Source organism: Terrabacter koreensis (assembly GCF_054783315.1).
The window spans coordinates 274,156-291,956 of sequence record NZ_BAAGQU010000012.1 but is presented as its reverse complement, the minus strand read 5'-3'; the positions used below and the strand labels follow the sequence as shown (position 1 = coordinate 291,956).

The 17,801-nt window shown below is 72.0% G+C and carries 14 protein-coding genes; 7 read left to right on the top strand and 7 right to left on the bottom strand.

The window, feature by feature from the left end:
* Positions 1–12: 12 nt before the first annotated feature.
* Positions 13–1,671: an ABC transporter substrate-binding protein gene (locus tag ACYVNR_RS20265; protein ID WP_461050581.1), complete on the bottom strand. Its 1,659-nt coding sequence runs from the start codon at positions 1,669–1,671 to the stop codon at positions 13–15.
* Between the two features lie 232 nt (positions 1,672–1,903).
* Here ACYVNR_RS20265 and ACYVNR_RS20260 point away from each other — a divergent pair, with 232 nt between their 5' ends.
* The 3 genes from ACYVNR_RS20260 to ACYVNR_RS20250 are packed head-to-tail and all read left to right on the top strand — an operon-like array spanning position 1,904 to position 9,883.
* Entirely contained in the window at positions 1,904–5,359 is a 3,456-nt protein-coding gene (locus tag ACYVNR_RS20260) for a GH36-type glycosyl hydrolase domain-containing protein (protein WP_461050579.1), read from the top strand.
* A gap of 1 nt (position 5,360) precedes the next feature.
* Positions 5,361–7,556: a glycoside hydrolase family 3 N-terminal domain-containing protein gene (locus ACYVNR_RS20255; RefSeq protein ID WP_461050577.1), complete on the top strand. Its 2,196-nt coding sequence runs from the start codon at positions 5,361–5,363 to the stop codon at positions 7,554–7,556.
* Positions 7,553–9,883 carry a beta-galactosidase gene (locus ACYVNR_RS20250; RefSeq protein WP_461050575.1) on the top strand — a complete coding sequence of 777 codons (2,331 nt, stop codon included), beginning with the start codon at positions 7,553–7,555 and terminating at the stop codon, positions 9,881–9,883. Before ACYVNR_RS20255 ends, ACYVNR_RS20250 begins: the two co-directional genes overlap by 4 nt.
* A 117-nt stretch (positions 9,884–10,000) precedes the next feature.
* Here ACYVNR_RS20250 and ACYVNR_RS20245 read toward each other — a convergent pair whose 3' ends face one another.
* The 3 genes from ACYVNR_RS20245 to ACYVNR_RS20235 form a co-directional block, all read right to left on the bottom strand.
* Positions 10,001–10,375, bottom strand: a complete 375-nt coding sequence (locus ACYVNR_RS20245) for a YciI family protein (protein WP_461050573.1) — start codon at positions 10,373–10,375, stop codon at positions 10,001–10,003.
* A 322-nt stretch (positions 10,376–10,697) separates the two neighbouring features.
* The gene (locus ACYVNR_RS20240; protein ID WP_045188857.1) at positions 10,698–10,910 is read right to left on the bottom strand and encodes a hypothetical protein; all 213 of its coding nucleotides are present in this window, start codon (positions 10,908–10,910) and stop codon (positions 10,698–10,700) included.
* Between the two features lie 211 nt (positions 10,911–11,121).
* The gene (locus ACYVNR_RS20235; RefSeq protein WP_045188860.1) at positions 11,122–11,517 is read right to left on the bottom strand and encodes a hypothetical protein; all 396 of its coding nucleotides are present in this window, start codon (positions 11,515–11,517) and stop codon (positions 11,122–11,124) included.
* A gap of 172 nt (positions 11,518–11,689) precedes the next feature.
* Between ACYVNR_RS20235 and arr the strand changes: the two genes are divergently transcribed.
* Positions 11,690–12,643, top strand: a complete 954-nt coding sequence (gene arr / locus ACYVNR_RS20230) for an NAD(+)--rifampin ADP-ribosyltransferase (RefSeq protein ID WP_045189366.1) — start codon at positions 11,690–11,692, stop codon at positions 12,641–12,643.
* A 38-nt stretch (positions 12,644–12,681) separates the two neighbouring features.
* A complete protein-coding gene (locus ACYVNR_RS20225; protein WP_461050570.1) occupies positions 12,682–13,707 on the top strand; it encodes a molybdopterin-dependent oxidoreductase in 1,026 nt (341 codons plus the stop codon).
* A 28-nt stretch (positions 13,708–13,735) separates the two neighbouring features.
* Here the strand turns inward: ACYVNR_RS20225 and ACYVNR_RS20220 are convergent, their stop codons facing one another.
* A complete protein-coding gene (locus tag ACYVNR_RS20220; RefSeq protein ID WP_461050568.1) occupies positions 13,736–14,890 on the bottom strand; it encodes a hypothetical protein in 1,155 nt (384 codons plus the stop codon).
* A gap of 112 nt (positions 14,891–15,002) precedes the next feature.
* Entirely contained in the window at positions 15,003–15,788 is a 786-nt protein-coding gene (locus ACYVNR_RS20215; RefSeq protein WP_461050566.1) for a lysostaphin resistance A-like protein, read from the bottom strand.
* A gap of 132 nt (positions 15,789–15,920) precedes the next feature.
* Between ACYVNR_RS20215 and ACYVNR_RS20210 the strand changes: the two genes are divergently transcribed.
* Together ACYVNR_RS20210 and ACYVNR_RS20205 are read left to right on the top strand one after the other, a co-directional pair.
* A complete protein-coding gene (locus ACYVNR_RS20210) occupies positions 15,921–16,430 on the top strand; it encodes a hypothetical protein (RefSeq protein WP_461050564.1) in 510 nt (169 codons plus the stop codon).
* A gap of 104 nt (positions 16,431–16,534) precedes the next feature.
* A complete protein-coding gene (locus ACYVNR_RS20205) occupies positions 16,535–17,341 on the top strand; it encodes a P-loop NTPase family protein (protein WP_461050562.1) in 807 nt (268 codons plus the stop codon).
* Positions 17,342–17,359: 18 nt separating this feature from the next.
* On the opposite strand, the gene ACYVNR_RS20200 is transcribed toward ACYVNR_RS20205, so the two are convergent.
* Positions 17,360–17,794 carry a VOC family protein gene (locus ACYVNR_RS20200; RefSeq protein ID WP_461050560.1) on the bottom strand — a complete coding sequence of 145 codons (435 nt, stop codon included), beginning with the start codon at positions 17,792–17,794 and terminating at the stop codon, positions 17,360–17,362.
* Between the last annotated feature and the right edge of the window lie 7 nt (positions 17,795–17,801).

Here is a 17,801-nt window from a genome sequence, read left to right as displayed (position 1 = left end):
GCGGGGTCCGGATCAGTTGGGCGCGCTGAGCCGCGTCATGACGAGGAGCCGGTCGTCCGACGGGTTGGCGTACGGGTTCTCCTCGCTCGGCCAGCCGACCGCCTTGTCGGTGCGGTAGATGATGCGGGCCGGGGCATAGATGAGCGGGGTCACCGGGAACTTCGTCATCATCGTCTCGACGAGCTCACCGAGGTACTTCTTCTGGTTGGCCTCGTCCGTCGACTCCGACAGGTTCTTGACCGACTCGTCGACGGCCGGGTCGCTGAAGCGGCCGACGTTCGGCAGCACCTCCGCGGGCTTGGGGAACTGCTTGCTCGAGAGCTTGGCGCCGATGTTCTTCGCCAGCTCGCACCCGCCGTGCAGGTACTCGAGCATGAGCTGGAAGTCGCCGCTCTTCTTCTGCCCGTCCACCGAGTCGGGTGCGGACGCGGTGACCTTGGTGTTGACGCCCGCGGCGTTCATGCCCTGGGCGACGACGTCGGCAATGGCCTGGTAGTCGATGAACCCGGCCTGGACCGAGAAGTTCACGGCGAGCGGCGAGCCGTCGGGGTTGGTGCGCTTGCCGTCGGGGCCCTTCTTGTAGCCGGCCGCGTCGAGCAGCTGGTTCGCCTTCGCGACGTCGAACGGGATGACGGTGTCCTTGCCGGCGTACTTCTCCGGGAGGAGGTTGTTCATCGACGGCAGCTTGAGGCCGGTCTGGCTCGACGGCTTCATGATGCCGTAGGTCGCCTTCGTCGACATGGCCTGCTTGTCCATCGCGTAGCTGATGGCCTCGCGGAACTTCTCGTCGTTGAACGGCGCCTTCTGGTCGTTGCCCGTGAGCACGGTCGAGCCGTTCGGCGCGTAGTAGAAGTGGTTGTTCTTCGGGTCGGCGTCGACGAACGTCTTCTGCGGGTTCGGGATCTCGCCCCAGTACGCGTCGAGCTGGCCCGAGCGCAGCTTGAGCGCCGCCTGCGAGGCGTCGTAGGTGCCCTCGAGGACGAGCTTCTGCACCTTGATCTTGTCGGCCTGCCAGTAGTCCGGGCGGCGCTCGAGCACGAGGCGTCGGCCGTTGTAGCTGCCGACCTTGAACGGGCCGGTGAAGACCGGGCTCTTGTCGACGTACTTCGACGGGTCGCCGACGGTCCCGTAGTAGTGCTCGGGGAGGATCTTGGTGGAGATGATGCCGTCGTACTTCGGGGCGGCGTTGCCGGTGAACTCGAAGACGACCTTGTTGCCCTCGGCGGTCACCGACTTCGCGGGTGCGCCGAAGGTGTCGTTCCAGACGCCGGCCTTGTCGATGGCCGGGTACTGCTTGCCGAGGTTGAACGTGAAGGCGACGTCCTTGGCGGTGAAGGGCTTGCCGTCGCTCCACTTGACGCCGTCACGGATGTCGAGGGTGAGCTTCGTGGCGCCCTCCCACGTCGACTTCGTCGCGAGCCAGGGCGTCTCCTCGCACGTCAGGTTGTTGCGCACGATGAGCGGCTCGTAGAGCCAGTTCGAGGTGAGCGGCTTGGGCGAGTTGGGGTTGTAGTTGACCAGGCCGCCGACGGTCGCGTCCGCGTCGGACGGGAAGGTCAGCTGGGCGATCATGCCGCCGCCACCGCTGCTGGCGGCGCCCTCGCTCTCCTTCTGCTTCGCGCTGCCGGCGCACCCGGTCAGGGCCAGGGCAGCGGCGGTCAGACCGGTCACCATCAGTGTGGGTTTCGTGCGAGTCAGCGTCATTGCAGAGCTCCGTCAGTCGTTCGTCATGGGTTCGTGAGGGGCGGATTTCCGTCAGGTTAGGGGCGCTCTGATCACTGCTGTCAACGCTCTGGAGGCATGTAACTACTTTCATGGGGTTCGTCGTGCGTGGTCTGACTTTCATTTGTTTTCAAGGGGATTCAGCCTGTCCTCCAAAGAGGGCCGCTGGTAGGAATGAATGGTGCTTGACGACAACGCTGTCCTGACCAGCCCCCGGGTCCACACCGTGACGGGACCTGCGGGCCTCTTCGCCGAGATCCTCGACAACGGTGCCCTGCGCCGGCTCGAGGCCTTCGGCACGAGCCTGCTGCTGCACCCGGCCACCGTCGCCGAGGCGGGTCTCGCCAACGTGCACCTGCGGGTGCACCGTCCGGACGGCATCGCCCGGCAGCCCCTCCTGGGCCCCGGCAGCGGCTCCGTCGTCACGCCCACGGACGACGGCGTCGTCGTCACCGGGCGGCACGAGGGTCTGCGCTACCGGCTCGTCTTCCGGCTCGGCACCGACGCGTCGGCGCCGGCCACGTGGCACTGGCAGGTCGAGCTGACGAACACGACCGGCGAGCCGGTCACGGCCGACGTCGTGCTCACCCACGACCCGGCTCTCGCACCCCTGGGCAACGTGCGCATCAACGAGTACTACGTCAGCCAGTACCTCGACATCACGCCGGTCGCCACCGCGGGTCACGGCACCGCCGTCGCGGTGCGTCAGAACATGCCGGGCGAGCGCGTGCCGTGGCTGATGGTCGGCACGACGGGCACCGGCACCGGCTGGGCGACCGACGCCCTCCAGCTCGTCACGCGCACCGAGCGCGGTGTCGTCTGGTCCGGTCTCGACGTGGCAGACCTGCCGAGCACCCGCCTGCAGCACGAGCACTCGCTCATCGCGCTGCAGGACGCCCCCGCCACGATCGCACCGGCCGACTCGCACCACACCGGCTTCTGGGGCGTCGCCCTCGACGACCACCCCGAGGCGACCTCCGACGACGATGCGAGCTGGGCCGAGATCGCGGTCGCGGCCACCCAGACCCCGTGGGCGCCGGCGGGCGACGGCGCCCACGGCCGGGACGGCGACGGCGACTCGGTCCCGGCCACGCTCTGGTCGACGAGCCCATCCTTCGCGTCCCAGCCTCTGAGTCGTGAGCAGCTCCACGCCGCAGGCCTGCTCACGGATCGACAGCACGTCGAGACCGCCGACGACGGCACCGAGCTCGCCTGGACCGTGCGCGGTGGCCAGCTCGTCCTACCCGCCAAGGAGCTCGCCGTGCTCCGCCCGCACGGCCACCTGCTCCGTACCGGCGACGCCTTCACCCCTGACTCGCGATCGCTCGCCTCGACGGTCTGGATGTCCGGCACCTTCCACTCCCAGGTGACGCGTGGGCACGTCGGTCGCAACGCCGTCGTGACGGGCCGCCGCACCTACCTCGGCCTCCAGCGCGCGCACGGCATTCGACTCTTCGTGGAGGACGCCGAGGGCGCCTGGTCGCTCCTCGAGACCCCGAGCGCGTGGTTCACCGGGCTCGACCACTGCACGTGGTGGTATGCCGCCACGTCGGGCCCGCTCGTCACCGTGACCTCGAGCGCACCGACCCACCAGCACGCGCTCACGCTCTCGGTGGGGCAGGACGGCGCGGCACCGCGCCGCGTGCTCCTGGCCGTGCAGGTCGCCGACGACCTGTCGGACGCCCCCGCGGTCGACGTGTCGAGCGAGCACCTCGACGTCACGACGGCCGGCGACCCCCGTCCGTGGCGGGTGTCGTGGACCGGCGCCGGCGACGCCGAGATCGGTGACGCCCGCCTGCAGTCCGACGGGGAGGCTCGTGGCCGGGGCTGGGTCACCGTGCTCTTCGACCCCGCCCCCCACGTTCAGGTCACGGTCGAGTCTGCCCCCGAGGCCGGTGAGGCGCCCGAGGGCGAGGTCACCCCCGCGGGCGAGCAGCTCGGGCAAGCGTTCTGGGACCGAGCCGGCCACGCCGTCTCGCTCGACGGCACCGGCCTCGGCGACGACGACACCCGGGCCGCGCACCTGTCAGCGGCGCTGCCCTGGTTCACCCACAACGCCTTCGTCCACTACCTCTCGCCCCGAGGGCTCGAGCAGTTCTCGGGCGGCGCCTGGGGCACGCGCGACGTGTGCCAGGGTCCGGTCGGCCTGCTGACCGCCCTCGGTCGCCAGGAGTCGGTGCGCGACGTGCTGCTGCGGGTCTTCCGCGCGCAGAACGCCCGCGGCGACTGGCCGCAGGCCTTCGAGTTCCTGCCGCCGCTGCCCGAGTCGGGCCAGCAGGACTCGCACGGCGACGTCGTCTTCTGGCCCGTCCTCGCAGCCGGCGACTACCTGCGCACCACGGGCGACGCCTCCCTGCTCGACGAGCCGGTCGCGTTCGTCGGCGACGACGCGCTCGAGCCGGCCGCTCCGGTCGCCGAGCACCTGCGACGTGCGGTCGCGCGCATCGCGGAGTGCACCGTCCCCGGGAGCCCGCTGCCGGCATACGGGCACGGCGACTGGAACGACTCGCTGCAGCCCGCCGACCCGCACCTCGCGGCGAACCTCGTGTCGACGTGGACCGCCGTGCTCCAGACCCAGGCGCTGCGCACCCTCGCCGAGGGCCTTCACGCTGTCGGCGCGACCGGCGGTTCGGTGGCCCTCGCGGCCGACGCGGACGAGCTCGCCGAGCGCACCCACGACGCCCTGCTCGACCAGCTCGCCTCCGACCCGGTGCTCCCCGGCTACCTGCTGCACCACGACGACGGGCGGCTCGAGCCGCTCGTGCACCCCACCGACGAGCGCACCGGCCTGCGCTACGGCGTGCTGCCGTGGATCCACGCCATCGGCGCCGACCTGCTCACGCCCGAGCAGGCCCGCCACCACCTCGACCTCATCGAGGAGCACCTGCTCGGCCCCGACGGCGCGCGCCTCTTCGACCGCCCGGTCAGCTACGTCGGCGGCCCGATGTCGGTGTTCCAGCGCGCTGAGGCGAGCACCTTCTGGGGCCGCGAGATCGGCCTCATGTACATGCACGCGCACCTGCGCTACGCCGAGGCCCTGGCCCGCGTCGGTGACGGGGACGCGCTGCTCACGGCGCTGGCCAAGGCGAGCCCGGTCGGCCTGGAGTCGCTCGTCCCGCAGGCTCGCCCGCGCCAGACGACCTGCTACTACTCCTCCTCCGACGGTGCGTTCACCGACCGCTACGACGCCTCGGAGCGGTATGCCGCCCTCATGGCCGGCGACGTGCCCCTCGAGGGCGGCTGGCGCGTCTACTCGTCGGGCCCCGGGCTCGTGCTGCGGCTCGTCACCGAGGTGCTGCTCGGCATCCGGCAGCGCGGCGACGACGTCGAGATCGACCCGGTGCTGCCGCCCGGTGGTGACGACGGCAGGCGAGAGCTCGCCGCACACCTTCCCGTCGCCGGGCGCGATCTTGCGGTCCGCTACGTGCTCGGGCTCGAGGGGCACGGCGTGCGGCGTGTCACCGTCGGAGGCCGTGAGCTCGACCTGCGCCCGCTCAGCAACCCGTACCGCCGCGCCGGGGTGGCCGTCCGGCTCGCCGACCTGCTCGGCGAGCCCACCGAGACGCCCACCGAGACGCCCACCGACACCCGCACCCACCAGCCGACCACTCTCGAGATCTCCGTGGAGACCCACTGACATGACCGACCGCACCGCCACGCCGCGCCCCCAGGAGCGGCCGTGGCTCGATCCCACGCTGCCCGTCGAGGAGCGCGTCGACCTGCTCATGGCGCAGATGACGCTCGCCGAGAAGGTCGGCCAGACCCACCAGGTCGCCAACATCCACCCCGACGACGACGCCGCCGAGATCGCGGCGGGCCGGATCAGCTCGAGCCTCTACGCGTCGGGCGCCACCGCCGGCAACGAGCGCGACGAGGGCGTGCTCGTCGGCAACATCGACGCCGCCCAGCGCCACGCCGTCGAGGGCAGCCGCCTCGGCATCCCGCTGCTCTTCGGCCGCGACGTCATCCACGGTCACCGCACCGTGGCACCGATCCCGCTCGGCATCGCCGCGTCCTTCGACCCCGACACGGCCGAGCAGATCGGCGAGATCGCGGCCCGCGAGGCCGCCGTCGACGGTGTCGCGTGGACCTTCACGCCGATGGTCGACCTCTCGGAGGAGCCGCGGTGGGGCCGGGTCGCCGAGTCTCTCGGGGAGACACCGGTCCTCTCGGGCCGACTGGCCGCCTCGATCGTCCGCGGCTTCCAGGGCGACGACCCGAGCAGCGCCGACCGGATCGCCGCGTGCGCCAAGCACTTCGCCGGCTACGGCCTCGCTGCCGGCGGCCGTGACTACGACACGGTCAGCGTCGGCGAGAACACCCTGCGCAACCTGCACCTGCGCCCGTTCAAGGCTGCCGTCGACGCCGGCGTCCTCACCGTCATGGCCGCCTTCAACGACGTCGACGGCATCCCGATGCACGCCCACGAGCACCTGGTCCGCGGCGTGCTCAAGGACGAGTGGGGCTTCGACGGCGTCGTCGTCGCCGACTGGAACGGCATCGGCCAGATCGTCTTCCAGGGTGTCGCGGCCGACAAGCGGGAGGCCGCGGCCCTGGCGATCCACGCGGGCGTCGACCTCGACATGGTGAGCGGCGCCTACCTCGAGCACCTCGAGGAGCTCGTCGAGTCCGGCGAGGTCGACCTCGCGCTCGTCGACGACGCGGTGCGCCGCGTGCTGCGGCTCAAGTTCCGCCTCGGGCTCTTCGAGCGCCCGTATGCCGCCCGGCCCGGTGCGTCGAACGCGCCCACGCCCGAGACCCGGGCCATCGCCCGCCGCGCAGCGCAGGCCGCGCACGTGCTCGTCAAGAACGACGGCGTCCTGCCACTCGGCGACGGGGCCGGGAAGGTGCTGCTCTCGGGGCCGTTCGTCGACGACGGCGACGCGCTGCTCGGCACGTGGGTCCTCGACGGCCGCGGCGAGGAGGTCGTCACGCCCGAGGCCGCCCTCCGCGAGCGCCTCGGTGACCGGGTCACCGTGGCCGACGGCCGCTTCCCCGACGTCACCCTGATGCAGGCGCGGGCCGCCGACACGTCGGTGCTGCTCCTCGGCGAGCACCGGTCCCGTTCCGGCGAGGCCCAGTCCGTCGTCGACATCGGCCTGCCGCCCGGCCAGCTCGAGCTCGTCCGCGCGGTCGCCGCGTTCGGCAAGCCGCTCGTCGCCGTCGTCTACACCGGCCGGCCGCTCGACCTCACCGAGCTGCTCGACCTCGCCGACGCGGTGCTCGTCGTGTGGCACCCCGGCACCGAGGCGGGGTCGGCCCTCGTCGACGTGCTGCTCGGCGACGTCGAGCCGCACGGCCGCCTGCCGATGACCTTCCCGCTCTCGACGGGCCACATCCCGACGAGCACGCACCAGCGGCCGACGGGGCGGCTCATCCGCGCCGACGTCGACCACCGGGAGGGCCGCTACATCGACGCCCTCACCTACCCGCGGCTGCCCTTCGGCTTCGGCCTGTCCTACACGAGCGTCGACTACGGCATGCCCGCCCTCTCGTCGTCGACGATGACGGCCGACGGCTCCGTGACCCTCGCCGTCACCGTGACCAACACGGGCGAGCGGCCCTGCCGCGAGGTCGTCCAGCTCTACTTCCGCGACCCCGTCGCCCAGGTCACGCGCCCGCTCGTCGAGCTGACCGACTGGGCGCTCGTCGACCTCGAGCCCGGCCAGGCACGCGAGGTCACCTTCGACGTGCAGGCCTCGCGATTCGCCTACGCAGGCCGTGACCTCACGACGCGCGTCGACGAGGGCGAGATCGTCCTGCTCACCGGGCCCGACGCGGCCCGCCTCCAGCCCGTCTCCGTCACCATCACCTCCCCGAAGGCCTCCTCATGATCGAGACCGTCCAGCGCCAGATCCGCATCGACGGCGAGCCCGTCGTCGTCATGGCGGGGGAGGTGCACTACTTCCGCGTCGCCCGTGCCGAGTGGGGCCAGCGCCTCGACCTGCTCGTCGAGGCCGGCTGCGACACCGTCGCGTCCTACATCCCCTGGATCTTCCACGAGCTGCCCGACGGCACGATCGACGTCACGGGCGAGACGCGACCGGAGCGCGACATCGGCGCGTTCATCGACCTCGCGGCCGAGAAGGGCCTGCGCTTCATCGCGCGACCGGGGCCGTTCATCATGGCCGAGCTGAAGAACGAGGGCATCCCGTTCCGCATCTACCGCGACCACCCGGAGGTCGTCCCGGTCGGGTGGGACGGCACCGCGGTGACGTCGCGCACGGTCGACTACCTGGCCCCCGCGTTCCTCGGCGAGAGCGGGCGCTGGTTCGACGCGATCATGCCGGTGCTGGCGCCGCGCCTGCAGCCCGCCGGCGGCCCGATCATCGGCGTGCAGCTCGACAACGAGGTGGGCATGCTCGCCTGGGTGACGAACTCGCCCGACCTCACCGACGGGCTCGTCGAGGCGTTCGGCGAGTTCGTGCGCGAGCGGCACGGCGACACGCTCCCGTATGCCGTCGCGCCGGGTGACGACGGCTGGGCGCACGCCGTGCGCTCCCCCAAGGAGGAGTGGGCCGGGGCGCTGCGCCTCGACCTGGGCCTGTTCATGCGGCGGCGGTTCGGCGACTACGTCGCGACGCTGCGGCGGATGTGCGAGGAGCGCGGCGTCGGCGGTGTGCCCTTCTTCGTCAACATCCACGGCACGGAGGGCGGCAACGGCGCACCGTTCCCCATCGGCATCAGCCAGCTCGTCGACACCTACTCCGGCATCCCGGGCATGGTGTCGGGGTCGGACCACTACCTCGGCGAGGCCACTCTCAACACGATGACCGACCTCTACGTCATCAACGCCTACATGGCGGCCGTGCACGACGGGGACCAGCCGCTGACCTCCCTCGAGTTCGAGGCCGGCTCGGGCGACTACGGCGCGGGCGCGGAGATGCAGTACGACCCGTCGACGGCCGACCTCAAGACTCGCCTCTGCCTCGCCCAGGGCAACCGGCTCGTCAACTACTACCTCTTCGCCGGCGGCATCAACCCGCCGCTCGACGAGCAGGTCGACGACGGCAACGACCGCATCTCCTTCACCGGTGAGCGGCACGGCACGGCAGCGCCCGTCGGCCCCGAAGGCCAGCGCGGCTACGCGTACGAGGCGACGGCGCGCACCGTGCGGGCCGTCAAGGCGAACGAGCCGTGGCTGGCGCGGATGGACGAGGACCACGACGACGTGTCGCTGGGACTCGTGCTCGACGCGTACATGACCGAGTACCACCACCCGGGCTCGGAGACGATGACCGAGGTCGTCGACGACCTCACGTCCCACCGGGGCGCGGGTGAACGCAAGGCTCTCGCCCGCTCGCTCCTGCTCGGTGGGTTCCGTTACGGCGCAGTGCATCTCGAGCGGAGGGACCCCGCACCCGGATCGACGGTGCTCGTCGGGACCGGCCGCCACCTCTCGCGGGTCGTGCAGGAGCGCCTGGTCGGGCACGTGTCGTCCGGCGGCAACGTCGTGCTGCTCGGGAAGGTGCCCGACCGCGAGCTCGACGGCACGCCGTGCACGCTTCTCGCCGAGGCGCTCGGCATCACACCCGGCGAGGTCGTTCGCGACACCGGCCACTACTACCCGTCGCTCGTCGCGCACGGCTGGGCCGAGCCGTGGCCCGAGATGTGCGCCGGGTGGGTGCAGCACCTCACGCACGAGCGTGGCGACGTCGTGCTGACCGACGTCTACGGCGCGGTCTGCGGGGTCGACGTGCCGCTCGGCGAGGGCCGGGCCATCGTGCTCGCCGCGCAGGTGCCGTCGGACGACGTGCTCTTCGACCGGGCCCTCTCGAGCCTCGGGGTCAGCCCGGGCCTGCGGCTCGAGACGCAGTGGCCCGGTGTGTTCGCGACGACGACCAGCACCGACGACGGGCAGCGTGCCCTGCACGTCATCAACACCTCGGGCGCCCCGGCTACGGTGACGGTCGCCCTGGACAGCACCCCGATCTCCGCCGGGTCGACGCTGCTCGTGCCGGCCCGCTCGGGTCACATCCTGCCGCTCGGGCTCGAGGTGGCCGGCCGCCGGCTCGACTGGGCCTCGGCCGAGATCGCCGGCGTCGACCCCGACGGGACGATCCACTTCCGTCCGGGCCTCGACGAAGACGGCGGCACCACAGTTGTCGTGAGCGGCGCTCACATGAGGTTGCCGGGAGGCGAGCACCTACTCCACCCGTAGAGACACGACGAGAACCGTCGGGCCTCGTGCTCCAGGCAGAGGTCGCTGGTCGGAGTCGGCGCGGTGTGAGGTCTGCGCCGGCTCGGCCGCTTCCCGGTGCCGGCGCAGACCGAGACCTCACTCGCCGGGTGCGTCCGGCCCGTCGGAGATCTGGCGCAGCGTCGCGATGACCTTGACCTCCGGCCAGTGCTTCGCGTGCAGCTCGGCGAACTCACGTTGGTCGGCGACGGCCTCCTCGAGCGAGCCGTACTGCATGATCGCCCAGCCGCCGACGATCTCCTTGCTCTCCGCGTACGGCCCGTCGACTCGAGTCACCGTGCCGTTGTCGACGACGAAGTTCACGGCATTCTCCGTGCCGTAGAGGCCCCCGCCGTCGAGGAACACGCCCTTGGCGGCACGCTCGCCGATGTGGACGTCCATCGCGTCGAAGAGCGACTGCGGGGGCGCTCCGATGCCCTCTTGCATCCTCACGAAGCCCATGAAACGCGGCATCTGCATCTCCTTCTGGTTGCTGCTGGTTCCTGCCTGTCACCACTGCGTCGAACCGCTCGGCACCTCTTCGACATTGTCGTCCGAGAATCTTCGCGAGCCGCGCCGGATAGGTCGACGACGAGCCATACACGACCTCCTGGCCGCTGGCCCGCGTCGAGGCACGCCCCAGCGGCGAACGCGCACGTCGGGCACGACGACCCCGGCGCGACCGCGCTCCGTGCCCGCTCAGAGGGTCCGGCAACCGGCCCCCAGACAGCAGCGGGCGGCGGCCCGGACCAGGAGGTCCCGGCCGCCGCCGACGTCGTGACGCTGGAGGGTCGGGCTAGCAGAACGTCCGGGCGAGGGCGTTCTTGGCCTGGCCGCCACCGGCGGACTTGACGAGCTGGCCGACGTTGTCGACGCCGAGGACACCGCTGTTGACGGTCTTGTGCACCTGTCCGAAGCACGCGGCGTCAGCGGATGCTGCCTGGGCGCTTGCGGCGAGGCCGAGCGAGGCGAGAGCGGCGATGGAACCTGCAGCGAGGAGGCGCTTCATGTGTCATCCCTTCGGTGGGTGGGTGCCCGGTGCACCCACTGCCCCCTTTCTTCCGCCTTCGTGCCGGTTCTGGATGCAGCCGGGACCGACTTTCTCAGCCGCGGCGAGCCGAGAGGCGCGTCGGGAACTGGGCACTCGACGAAGACGGGCCCCGTCGGGTGCCCGGTCACCGACGTACCCCACCCGCCGTGGGCTCAGTTCACGTCGGCCTTCAGCCCTTGACGTAGAAGGCGTTCGTCTGCGAGCGCGACGGGTCGGTCGCCGTCGGGTCGAGCGCGGCGAAGGTGAAGTAGACCTCGTCGGTCTTGCCCGTGGCCGCGTTGCGGCAGAGGTAGTCACGCGGACGGTTCACGGCGAGCTTGCGGGTGCAGCCCTTGGCGGCATACAGGCTGTCGAGCTTGCCCTGGACGGTGGCGACGGGGTCGGTCGAACGCACGGTGGCCGTCGTCGAGCTCTGCGAGACGATCCGGCCCGGGCTGGTCGGCAGCGGCATGGACGTGGGCCACGTCCCGGACGAGGTGCCGCCGCCCCCACTGGCCGAGGCGAGGCCGGCGCCGAGCACGACTGCTGCGATGGTGGACATTCCGATGGCCGCGAACTTCTTCATGACTCTCCTCGAGAAACGAACCGGGTGCCCTCCCGCCCCAAGGACATACCCAGCGTTCCGGCGGGCCCATACCAGACGCAATGGGACGTTGGTGCTAGAACCACGAAAACTGCAGGCTCCTGCGAGACGCAGTTCCGAGGAGCGGCGGGACGAACTGTGCCAGATTGGGATGATGCAGACGAGCACCGCCGACCTCGAGCTGTCGATGGACGAGCTGCGGGCCGTCGCCGCGTATGCCGTCGCGTGCGCCGAGCCGGTGCTCGTGCTCTTCCAGCGCGACGAGCCCGACGACCCGCGGCCCGAGGCCGCGCTGCGGGCGGCGCGAGCGTTCGCCGACGGGGCTGCGCGTTCTAACCTCCAGCGCACCGCCGCCACCGACGCGCACCGCGCCGCGAAGGGGGCTGCCTCGGAGCCCGCCCGGCACGCGGCGAGCGCCGCCGGCGACGCGGCCGCCGCGGCATACCTGCACCCCCTGGCCAAGGCGACCCAGGTCCGCCACATCCTCGGCGCGGCCGCGCACGCCGCACGGGCGGCCGAGCTCGCCCGCGGCGACGACCCCGTCGTCGCCGAGTACGTCGTCACGGCGGCTGCCACGCGCGCCGACCCGGTCGTGCTCGACGTCCTCTCGCGCTACCCACGCGCGCCCGAGGGACGCACCCGCGTGGCGGTCCTCATGGCACGGCTCGACAGCCTGCTCCGCGACCCGCCGCCGGCCAAGCGCGTCGTCGACGACCCCGGGCCGTTCTTCCACGGCACGAGGGCCGACGTTCGCCCGGGCGACCTGCTCACACCGGGGTGGCGGTCCAACTACGGCTCAAGGCGCCAGTCGAAGCACATCTACGTGACGGCGACCCGCGAAGGAGCGCCGCTGGCCGCCGAGCTCGCGCGCGGTGACGGGCCGCCACGGGTCTACCGGGTCGAGCCGCTCGGCACCCTCGAGGACGACCCGAACGTCACCGACAAACGCTTTCCCGGCAATCCCACCCGGTCCTACCGCACCACCGAGGCGTTGCGGGTCGTCGAGGAGATCACGGGCTGGGAGCCGCCGTCACCCGCGGTCGTCGCGCACATCCGCAGCCGCATGGGCGAGCTGGCCGAGCTCGGCATCGAGGCCATGGACGACTGACCGGCCCCCGCCGTCGCCGTTGTGGCCACACTGGGTGGATGGTCGCAACGTCCCGGCCCGGCCGACGGACCAATCTCGCACTCCTGGTGCTGCTGACGGGTGCGTTCGTGACCGGGTGGCTGGCGTTCGCGGTCGGCGCCGCGTCCGGCGCGAGAGCGGTCGCGGTGCTCCACGGTGTCCTGGCCCTCGGCATCCTCGTGCTGGCGCCGTGGAAGAGCGCGATCGTGCGGCGCGGGCTCCGTCGTCGCCGGTCGCACACCGACGCGGTCGCCCTCGCGGTCGTGGTGGTGACCAGCCTCCTCACCGGCATCGTGCACTCGACAGTCGGCCCGCTGCAGGTCGGCGGCGTGAGCGCCCTCGCCGTGCACGTCGCCTCCGCGGTGGCCGCGATCCTGCTCGCCGTGGCGCACGTCCTGCGTCGACCCCAACGCGTCCGCAGAGGTGACCTCTCGCGGCGAACAGCGCTGAGAACGTTGGCTCTCGGCGGAACGGCAGCACTGGCGTACGCCGCCCTGTGGTCGCTGACGTCGGTGGCCGGCCTGCCGGGCGCGCGCCGCCGCGAGACGGGCTCGTACGAGAGGGGTTCGGGCGACCCGTCCGCGATGCCGGTCACGCAGTGGTTCACCGACGACGTGCCCGTGCTCGACCCCACGGCCTACGTGCTTCGGATCGGGCGACCCGGCGAGCCCGAGAGACGCGTGGCCTACGCCGACCTGGTGGCGAAGGCCGGCACGACCCGGGCGGCCGTCCTCGACTGCACCGGCGGCTGGTGGTCCGAGCAGACGTGGCGCGGAGTGCCGCTCGACGTGCTGCTCGGCCCCCTCGCCGGGGGATCGGTCGTCGTGCACTCGGTGACCGGCTACACCCGGCGCCTGCCCACCCAGGATGCGGCAGGCCTGATCCTCGCCACCCACGCCGGCGGCGTGCCGCTCTCGCCCGGGCACGGCGGGCCGGTGCGTCTCGTCGCGCCCGGGCGCCGCGGCTTCTGGTGGGTCAAGTGGGTCGACCGCGTCAGCGTCGACGACCGTCCCTCGTGGGCGCAGTCGCCCTTCCCCCTCCAGTGACCGACTTGGGCGGGGCGGCGTGCCCTGCTCAGCGTCCGCGTTGCCGCGACACCCACTCGAGGACGAAGCCCAAACCCAGCACCACGAACGAAGAGAGCCAGAAGCGGCTGTCACCGGTGGCGAGGTAGGCGACGGAGGAGATCAGGGCCGTGGCACCGGCCAGCCCGAAGAGGGCTGCCTTGTGGCGGGTTCGAGCCACCGCGGCGCGCACCTGCTCCGGGTCGCGCACGACGTCACGGTGCCTCTCGACGAAGGCGTGGGCGTCCTCGATGCCCTGCGCCCCATTGGCCAGCAAGGCCTCCCGGGCTGCGCGAGGGTCGACCACCCGCAGCTCGACGCCGTCGACCACGAAGCCCTCGGCCCTCCGGGTCGCGAACGGAGAGAGGTCGAGGTCGCGCGCGGCCGTCCACCTGATCGGCGGGATCGGCTGCGGCACCGTGAAGAGCAGGACGAGGTTGGGGTCGGCCCAGGGTGAGGTCGTGCTGAGGTAGGGCGTGCGGAACTCGTCGCGTGTCACCCACTCCTCCCCGTCCTCCCATCCGCCGTCTGCGAGGGCCGGCTCGAGCAGGACGCCGATGGTCCCCATCGGGACGAACCAGGTGCGGCGGCCGCCGAAGACCCGAGGCACCACGAGCGTCACGCCGGTCGGGTCGACGTCGACGTGGCAGTCGCGCGACAGCAGGCGCCAGCGGCGGAGGGCGATGCGGACTCCCGGCCGATGCGGGGCGCCGCCTGCCAGGTGTCCGGTGAAGGGCGTCACCCCTTCACGTTCCGGCGCCTTGACGGCGCAGGCCACGGCGACGACCACGGACTCGGCGAAGAGGAACATCGAGAAGCCGTGCGCCGAGTCGCCGACCGGCCAGACACCGGTCTCGACGGGGACGACGACGGACAGGACGACGAGCAGGACGAGAGCGAGGGCGCATCCGGCGAAGGCGCGCGGACGCAACCTGCGCCACGACCACTCGCCGTCTCCGCCGCGCGCCGCGGCGACGACGAAGGCACGGGCGACGAGGGCCGACGCGGCGAACATCGTCAGGAAGTCGGGCCACGTGTCCCCGCTGTAGAGGTGCCCCGACCCGACGGCATACAGGCCGAAGACGAGGACGAGCACCCCCGCGACGAACAGGCCGAAGGCACCCACCTGGCTCGGCGTGACAGGGAGAACGGGGCCGTCGTCCACGCTGCTGCTCTCTTCGGACCGTGCCCGGCTGCCGGGCCCGGGCCGCGCGGCCCGACGGCGAGCAAGATACCGCGGGGACAGCGCTGGGCCCGTGGCACCCGGCTCGGTTGTCTCAGCGCAGCACGAGCGCCAGGGTCGCCCCGACGATGAGCACCGACTGGACGCTGTGCACGATGATCCCGAGCCACGCGCTGCGGTAGCGACGGGACGGGAGCGCCAACGCGACCGAGTCGAGCAGCGCCGTCGGGATCACCCACGGCAGGTGCAGGTGGTAGAGCGCGAAGAGCAGCCCGTTCGCGAGCCAGTCGCCGCGGCCGAAGACGCCGCGCATGCGCGGCAGCAGCAGGCCGCGGAACAGCAGCTCCTCGCCGAGCACGGTGTTGAAGAGCGCCATGACGACCACCACCACGAACCACGGCCAGTTGCCCGAGAGGAACTCGTGCCCCGTGGTCGACCGGAGGAGCTCGCCGAGGTCGCGCGCGGCCGGGGCATGGATCTTGGGCAGCACCTGCTCGAGCCCGACCACGAGCACCGCGGGCACGAGCACCCACCAGACGCGCCCGCCGACCCGGCCCGTACGCGGGCTGTGAGGTCGTCGCAGCCACAGGGCGTCCGCGACCGCTCGCCGGCGAAGCGTGCCCGTCTCGCGTCGGACGAGGACGAGCACGAGCACCCCCTGCCAGACGAGCCCCGCCGTGAGGCAGGCGATGAGCGCCTGCGGCCACGCGGCCGGTCCGTCCAGCCTCCCGGCCAGGGCGGGAGCCACCAGCCAGGCCAGCGCCGCCATGGGCAGCGCCGCCGCCGCCCACACCCCCAGGATCTGCCGCAACGCGTACTGGGGTGGTGTCCGTTCGGCATCAAGGGGTAGGACTGCGGACTCTGTCTGGGAGAGAGACATCGAGACCTCCTGGCTCGCCCAGCAGCGTGCTCCCACGCGGTCGGGGCCGCATCGGGGATGGCCCTGAACTCGGTCCTGAGCCGCGCCGCAACGGTTCAGGGTCTGTCGGTGTCCTCACAACAGGAGGTTCTGGTGAAGCGAACAGACGTCGCCGTCGTGGCCGTCGCCGCCGTCCTCGTCGCGGGCGGGTGCACGAGCCCCAGCGGATCCGGGGCGGTCTCCGCGACGTCCGTCGACCGGCAGCCCGTGTCGGCCTGCAGGTCCACACCCACCACAGCAGACACGGCGGCCATCGTCGACTGGGTCGACTTCGTGCAGCTGAAGGGCATCCAGTACTACGCCGGGCTTGATGGCCCGTTGCCGACGGTGCCGACGGAGCAGCTCGGCCCGACGGTCGGCCTCGTCGAGTGCCGGCTCAGCGAGCTGCACTTCGACGGGCCCCCCGGGCCATCGATCGACGGCGACGCGGCGTTCATCCCGGTCGGCACGCCGGTGCGCTCGATCAGGGGCTTCGACCCTGCGTGCCGCGTCGCAGCCGAGGTGGAGGGGGTCAACCGTGTCTACCTCGCGCACACGGACGTCAAGGGCGTCACGAGGGCGGTCCCCTGCGCCAAGGCTCCTCGCGCCTCCTCCGTCCGGTAGCCCCGACTCTGGCTGACTCGATCGACGGCGGCGCACCACGACCGACGGACGGAACGTAGGCTCTAGGGGCCATCCGGCACCTGATCGCTCGTCGAGGAGGCTCCGTGTCTCACAGTCCGTCCCGCATCCGGGAGATCCTGCCGACCTCCAGTCGCACCGCTCTGGGGGCGACGCTCGCCGGCGGCGTGCTCACGGCTCTCGCGTCGGCGCCCGAGCGGGTGAGCCACCTCTTCCGGCACCGCTTCCCGATGGTGGCGGTCACGGGGATGACCGGGGTCGGCAAGAGCCAGCTCGTCGACCGGCTCACCCGGCGCACCTCCGCCGACGGCGTGGCGCAGGTCGGGTCGGCCGTCATGGAGCGCCGGACCCGCCGCTCGCCGCGGCTGCACGGCTTCCGCTTCCTCGTCGTGCCCGGCGACAACGCGGCGACCCGGCTCGGGGCTCTCGACGAGGTCTTCCACGACGAGCCGGTCGACGGCGTGATCCACGTCGTCGCCAACGGCTACGCGACACCGCGACGGGCGGCAGGCACGACGGGCGAGGGCATGGCGAGCCGCGAGGAGCAGCTCGCCGCCGAGCTCGAGGACTGGGCGATCACCTCGCACCGGATCGCCTCGATGGCCGTGCGCCGGCACAAGCCGATCTGGCTCGTCATCGCCGTGACGAAGACCGACCTCTACCCCGACGACGTCGACGAGGTCGTGCACTACTACTCACCCGGAAGCGGTTCGCCGTTCGGCGACAAGGTCGACGCACTGCGGGCCCTCGCCGGTGGCGCGAAGCTGTCGATCGACGTGCTGCCCGTGTCGAGCCAGGGCGGCGACCGCAAGTCCGCCCTCCCGGCCAAGCAGGCCGGTGCCATGGTCGACGCGCTGGCCGACCGGCTCGGCCAGCTCAGCGGTCACGCCTGAGCCCCCGCTCAGGCGTGGTCAGTCGAGGCAGAACTCGTTGCCCTCGACGTCCTGCATCACCAGGCACGACTCGTTGATCCCGTCGGCGAGCAGCAACCGCTGCCGGGAGGCGCCGAGCGCCTCCAGCCGCGCGCACTCCGCCTCGAGCACCGCGACACGCTCGTCGCCGCGCAGACCGGTGCCGACGCGTACGTCGAGGTGCACACGGTTCTTGACGACCTTGCCCTCGGGCACGCGCTGGAAGAACAGCCGCGGGCCGACACCCTCCGGGTCGACGCACGCGTACGCGCCGCCCTGGCTCTCCTCCGGGAGAGAACTGTCGAACTCCTTCCAGGACCCGAAGCCCGGCGGAGGCGGCGGGACGACGTAGCCCAGCACCTCGCACCAGAAGCGTGCGACCCGCTCCGGGTCGGCACAGTCGAACGTGACCTGGAACTGCCTGACGGTCGCCATGCGCCCA

What these genes read in the sequence shown, in the direction of transcription:
- ACYVNR_RS20255 (WP_461050577.1), top strand. Translation starts at nt 5,361, where the DNA reads ATGACCGACCGCACCGCCACGCCGCGCCCCCAGGAGCGGCCGTGGCTC.
- ACYVNR_RS20250 (WP_461050575.1), top strand. Translation starts at nt 7,553, where the DNA reads ATGATCGAGACCGTCCAGCGCCAGATCCGCATCGACGGCGAGCCCGTC.
- ACYVNR_RS20245 (WP_461050573.1), bottom strand. Translation starts at nt 10,375, where the DNA reads ATGCCGCGTTTCATGGGCTTCGTGAGGATGCAAGAGGGCATCGGAGCG.
- ACYVNR_RS20240 (WP_045188857.1), bottom strand. Translation starts at nt 10,910, where the DNA reads ATGAAGCGCCTCCTCGCTGCAGGTTCCATCGCCGCTCTCGCCTCGCTC.
- ACYVNR_RS20235 (WP_045188860.1), bottom strand. Translation starts at nt 11,517, where the DNA reads ATGAAGAAGTTCGCGGCCATCGGAATGTCCACCATCGCAGCAGTCGTG.
- arr (WP_045189366.1), top strand. Translation starts at nt 11,690, where the DNA reads ATGCAGACGAGCACCGCCGACCTCGAGCTGTCGATGGACGAGCTGCGG.
- ACYVNR_RS20225 (WP_461050570.1), top strand. Translation starts at nt 12,682, where the DNA reads ATGGTCGCAACGTCCCGGCCCGGCCGACGGACCAATCTCGCACTCCTG.
- ACYVNR_RS20215 (WP_461050566.1), bottom strand. Translation starts at nt 15,788, where the DNA reads ATGTCTCTCTCCCAGACAGAGTCCGCAGTCCTACCCCTTGATGCCGAA.
- ACYVNR_RS20200 (WP_461050560.1), bottom strand. Translation starts at nt 17,794, where the DNA reads ATGGCGACCGTCAGGCAGTTCCAGGTCACGTTCGACTGTGCCGACCCG.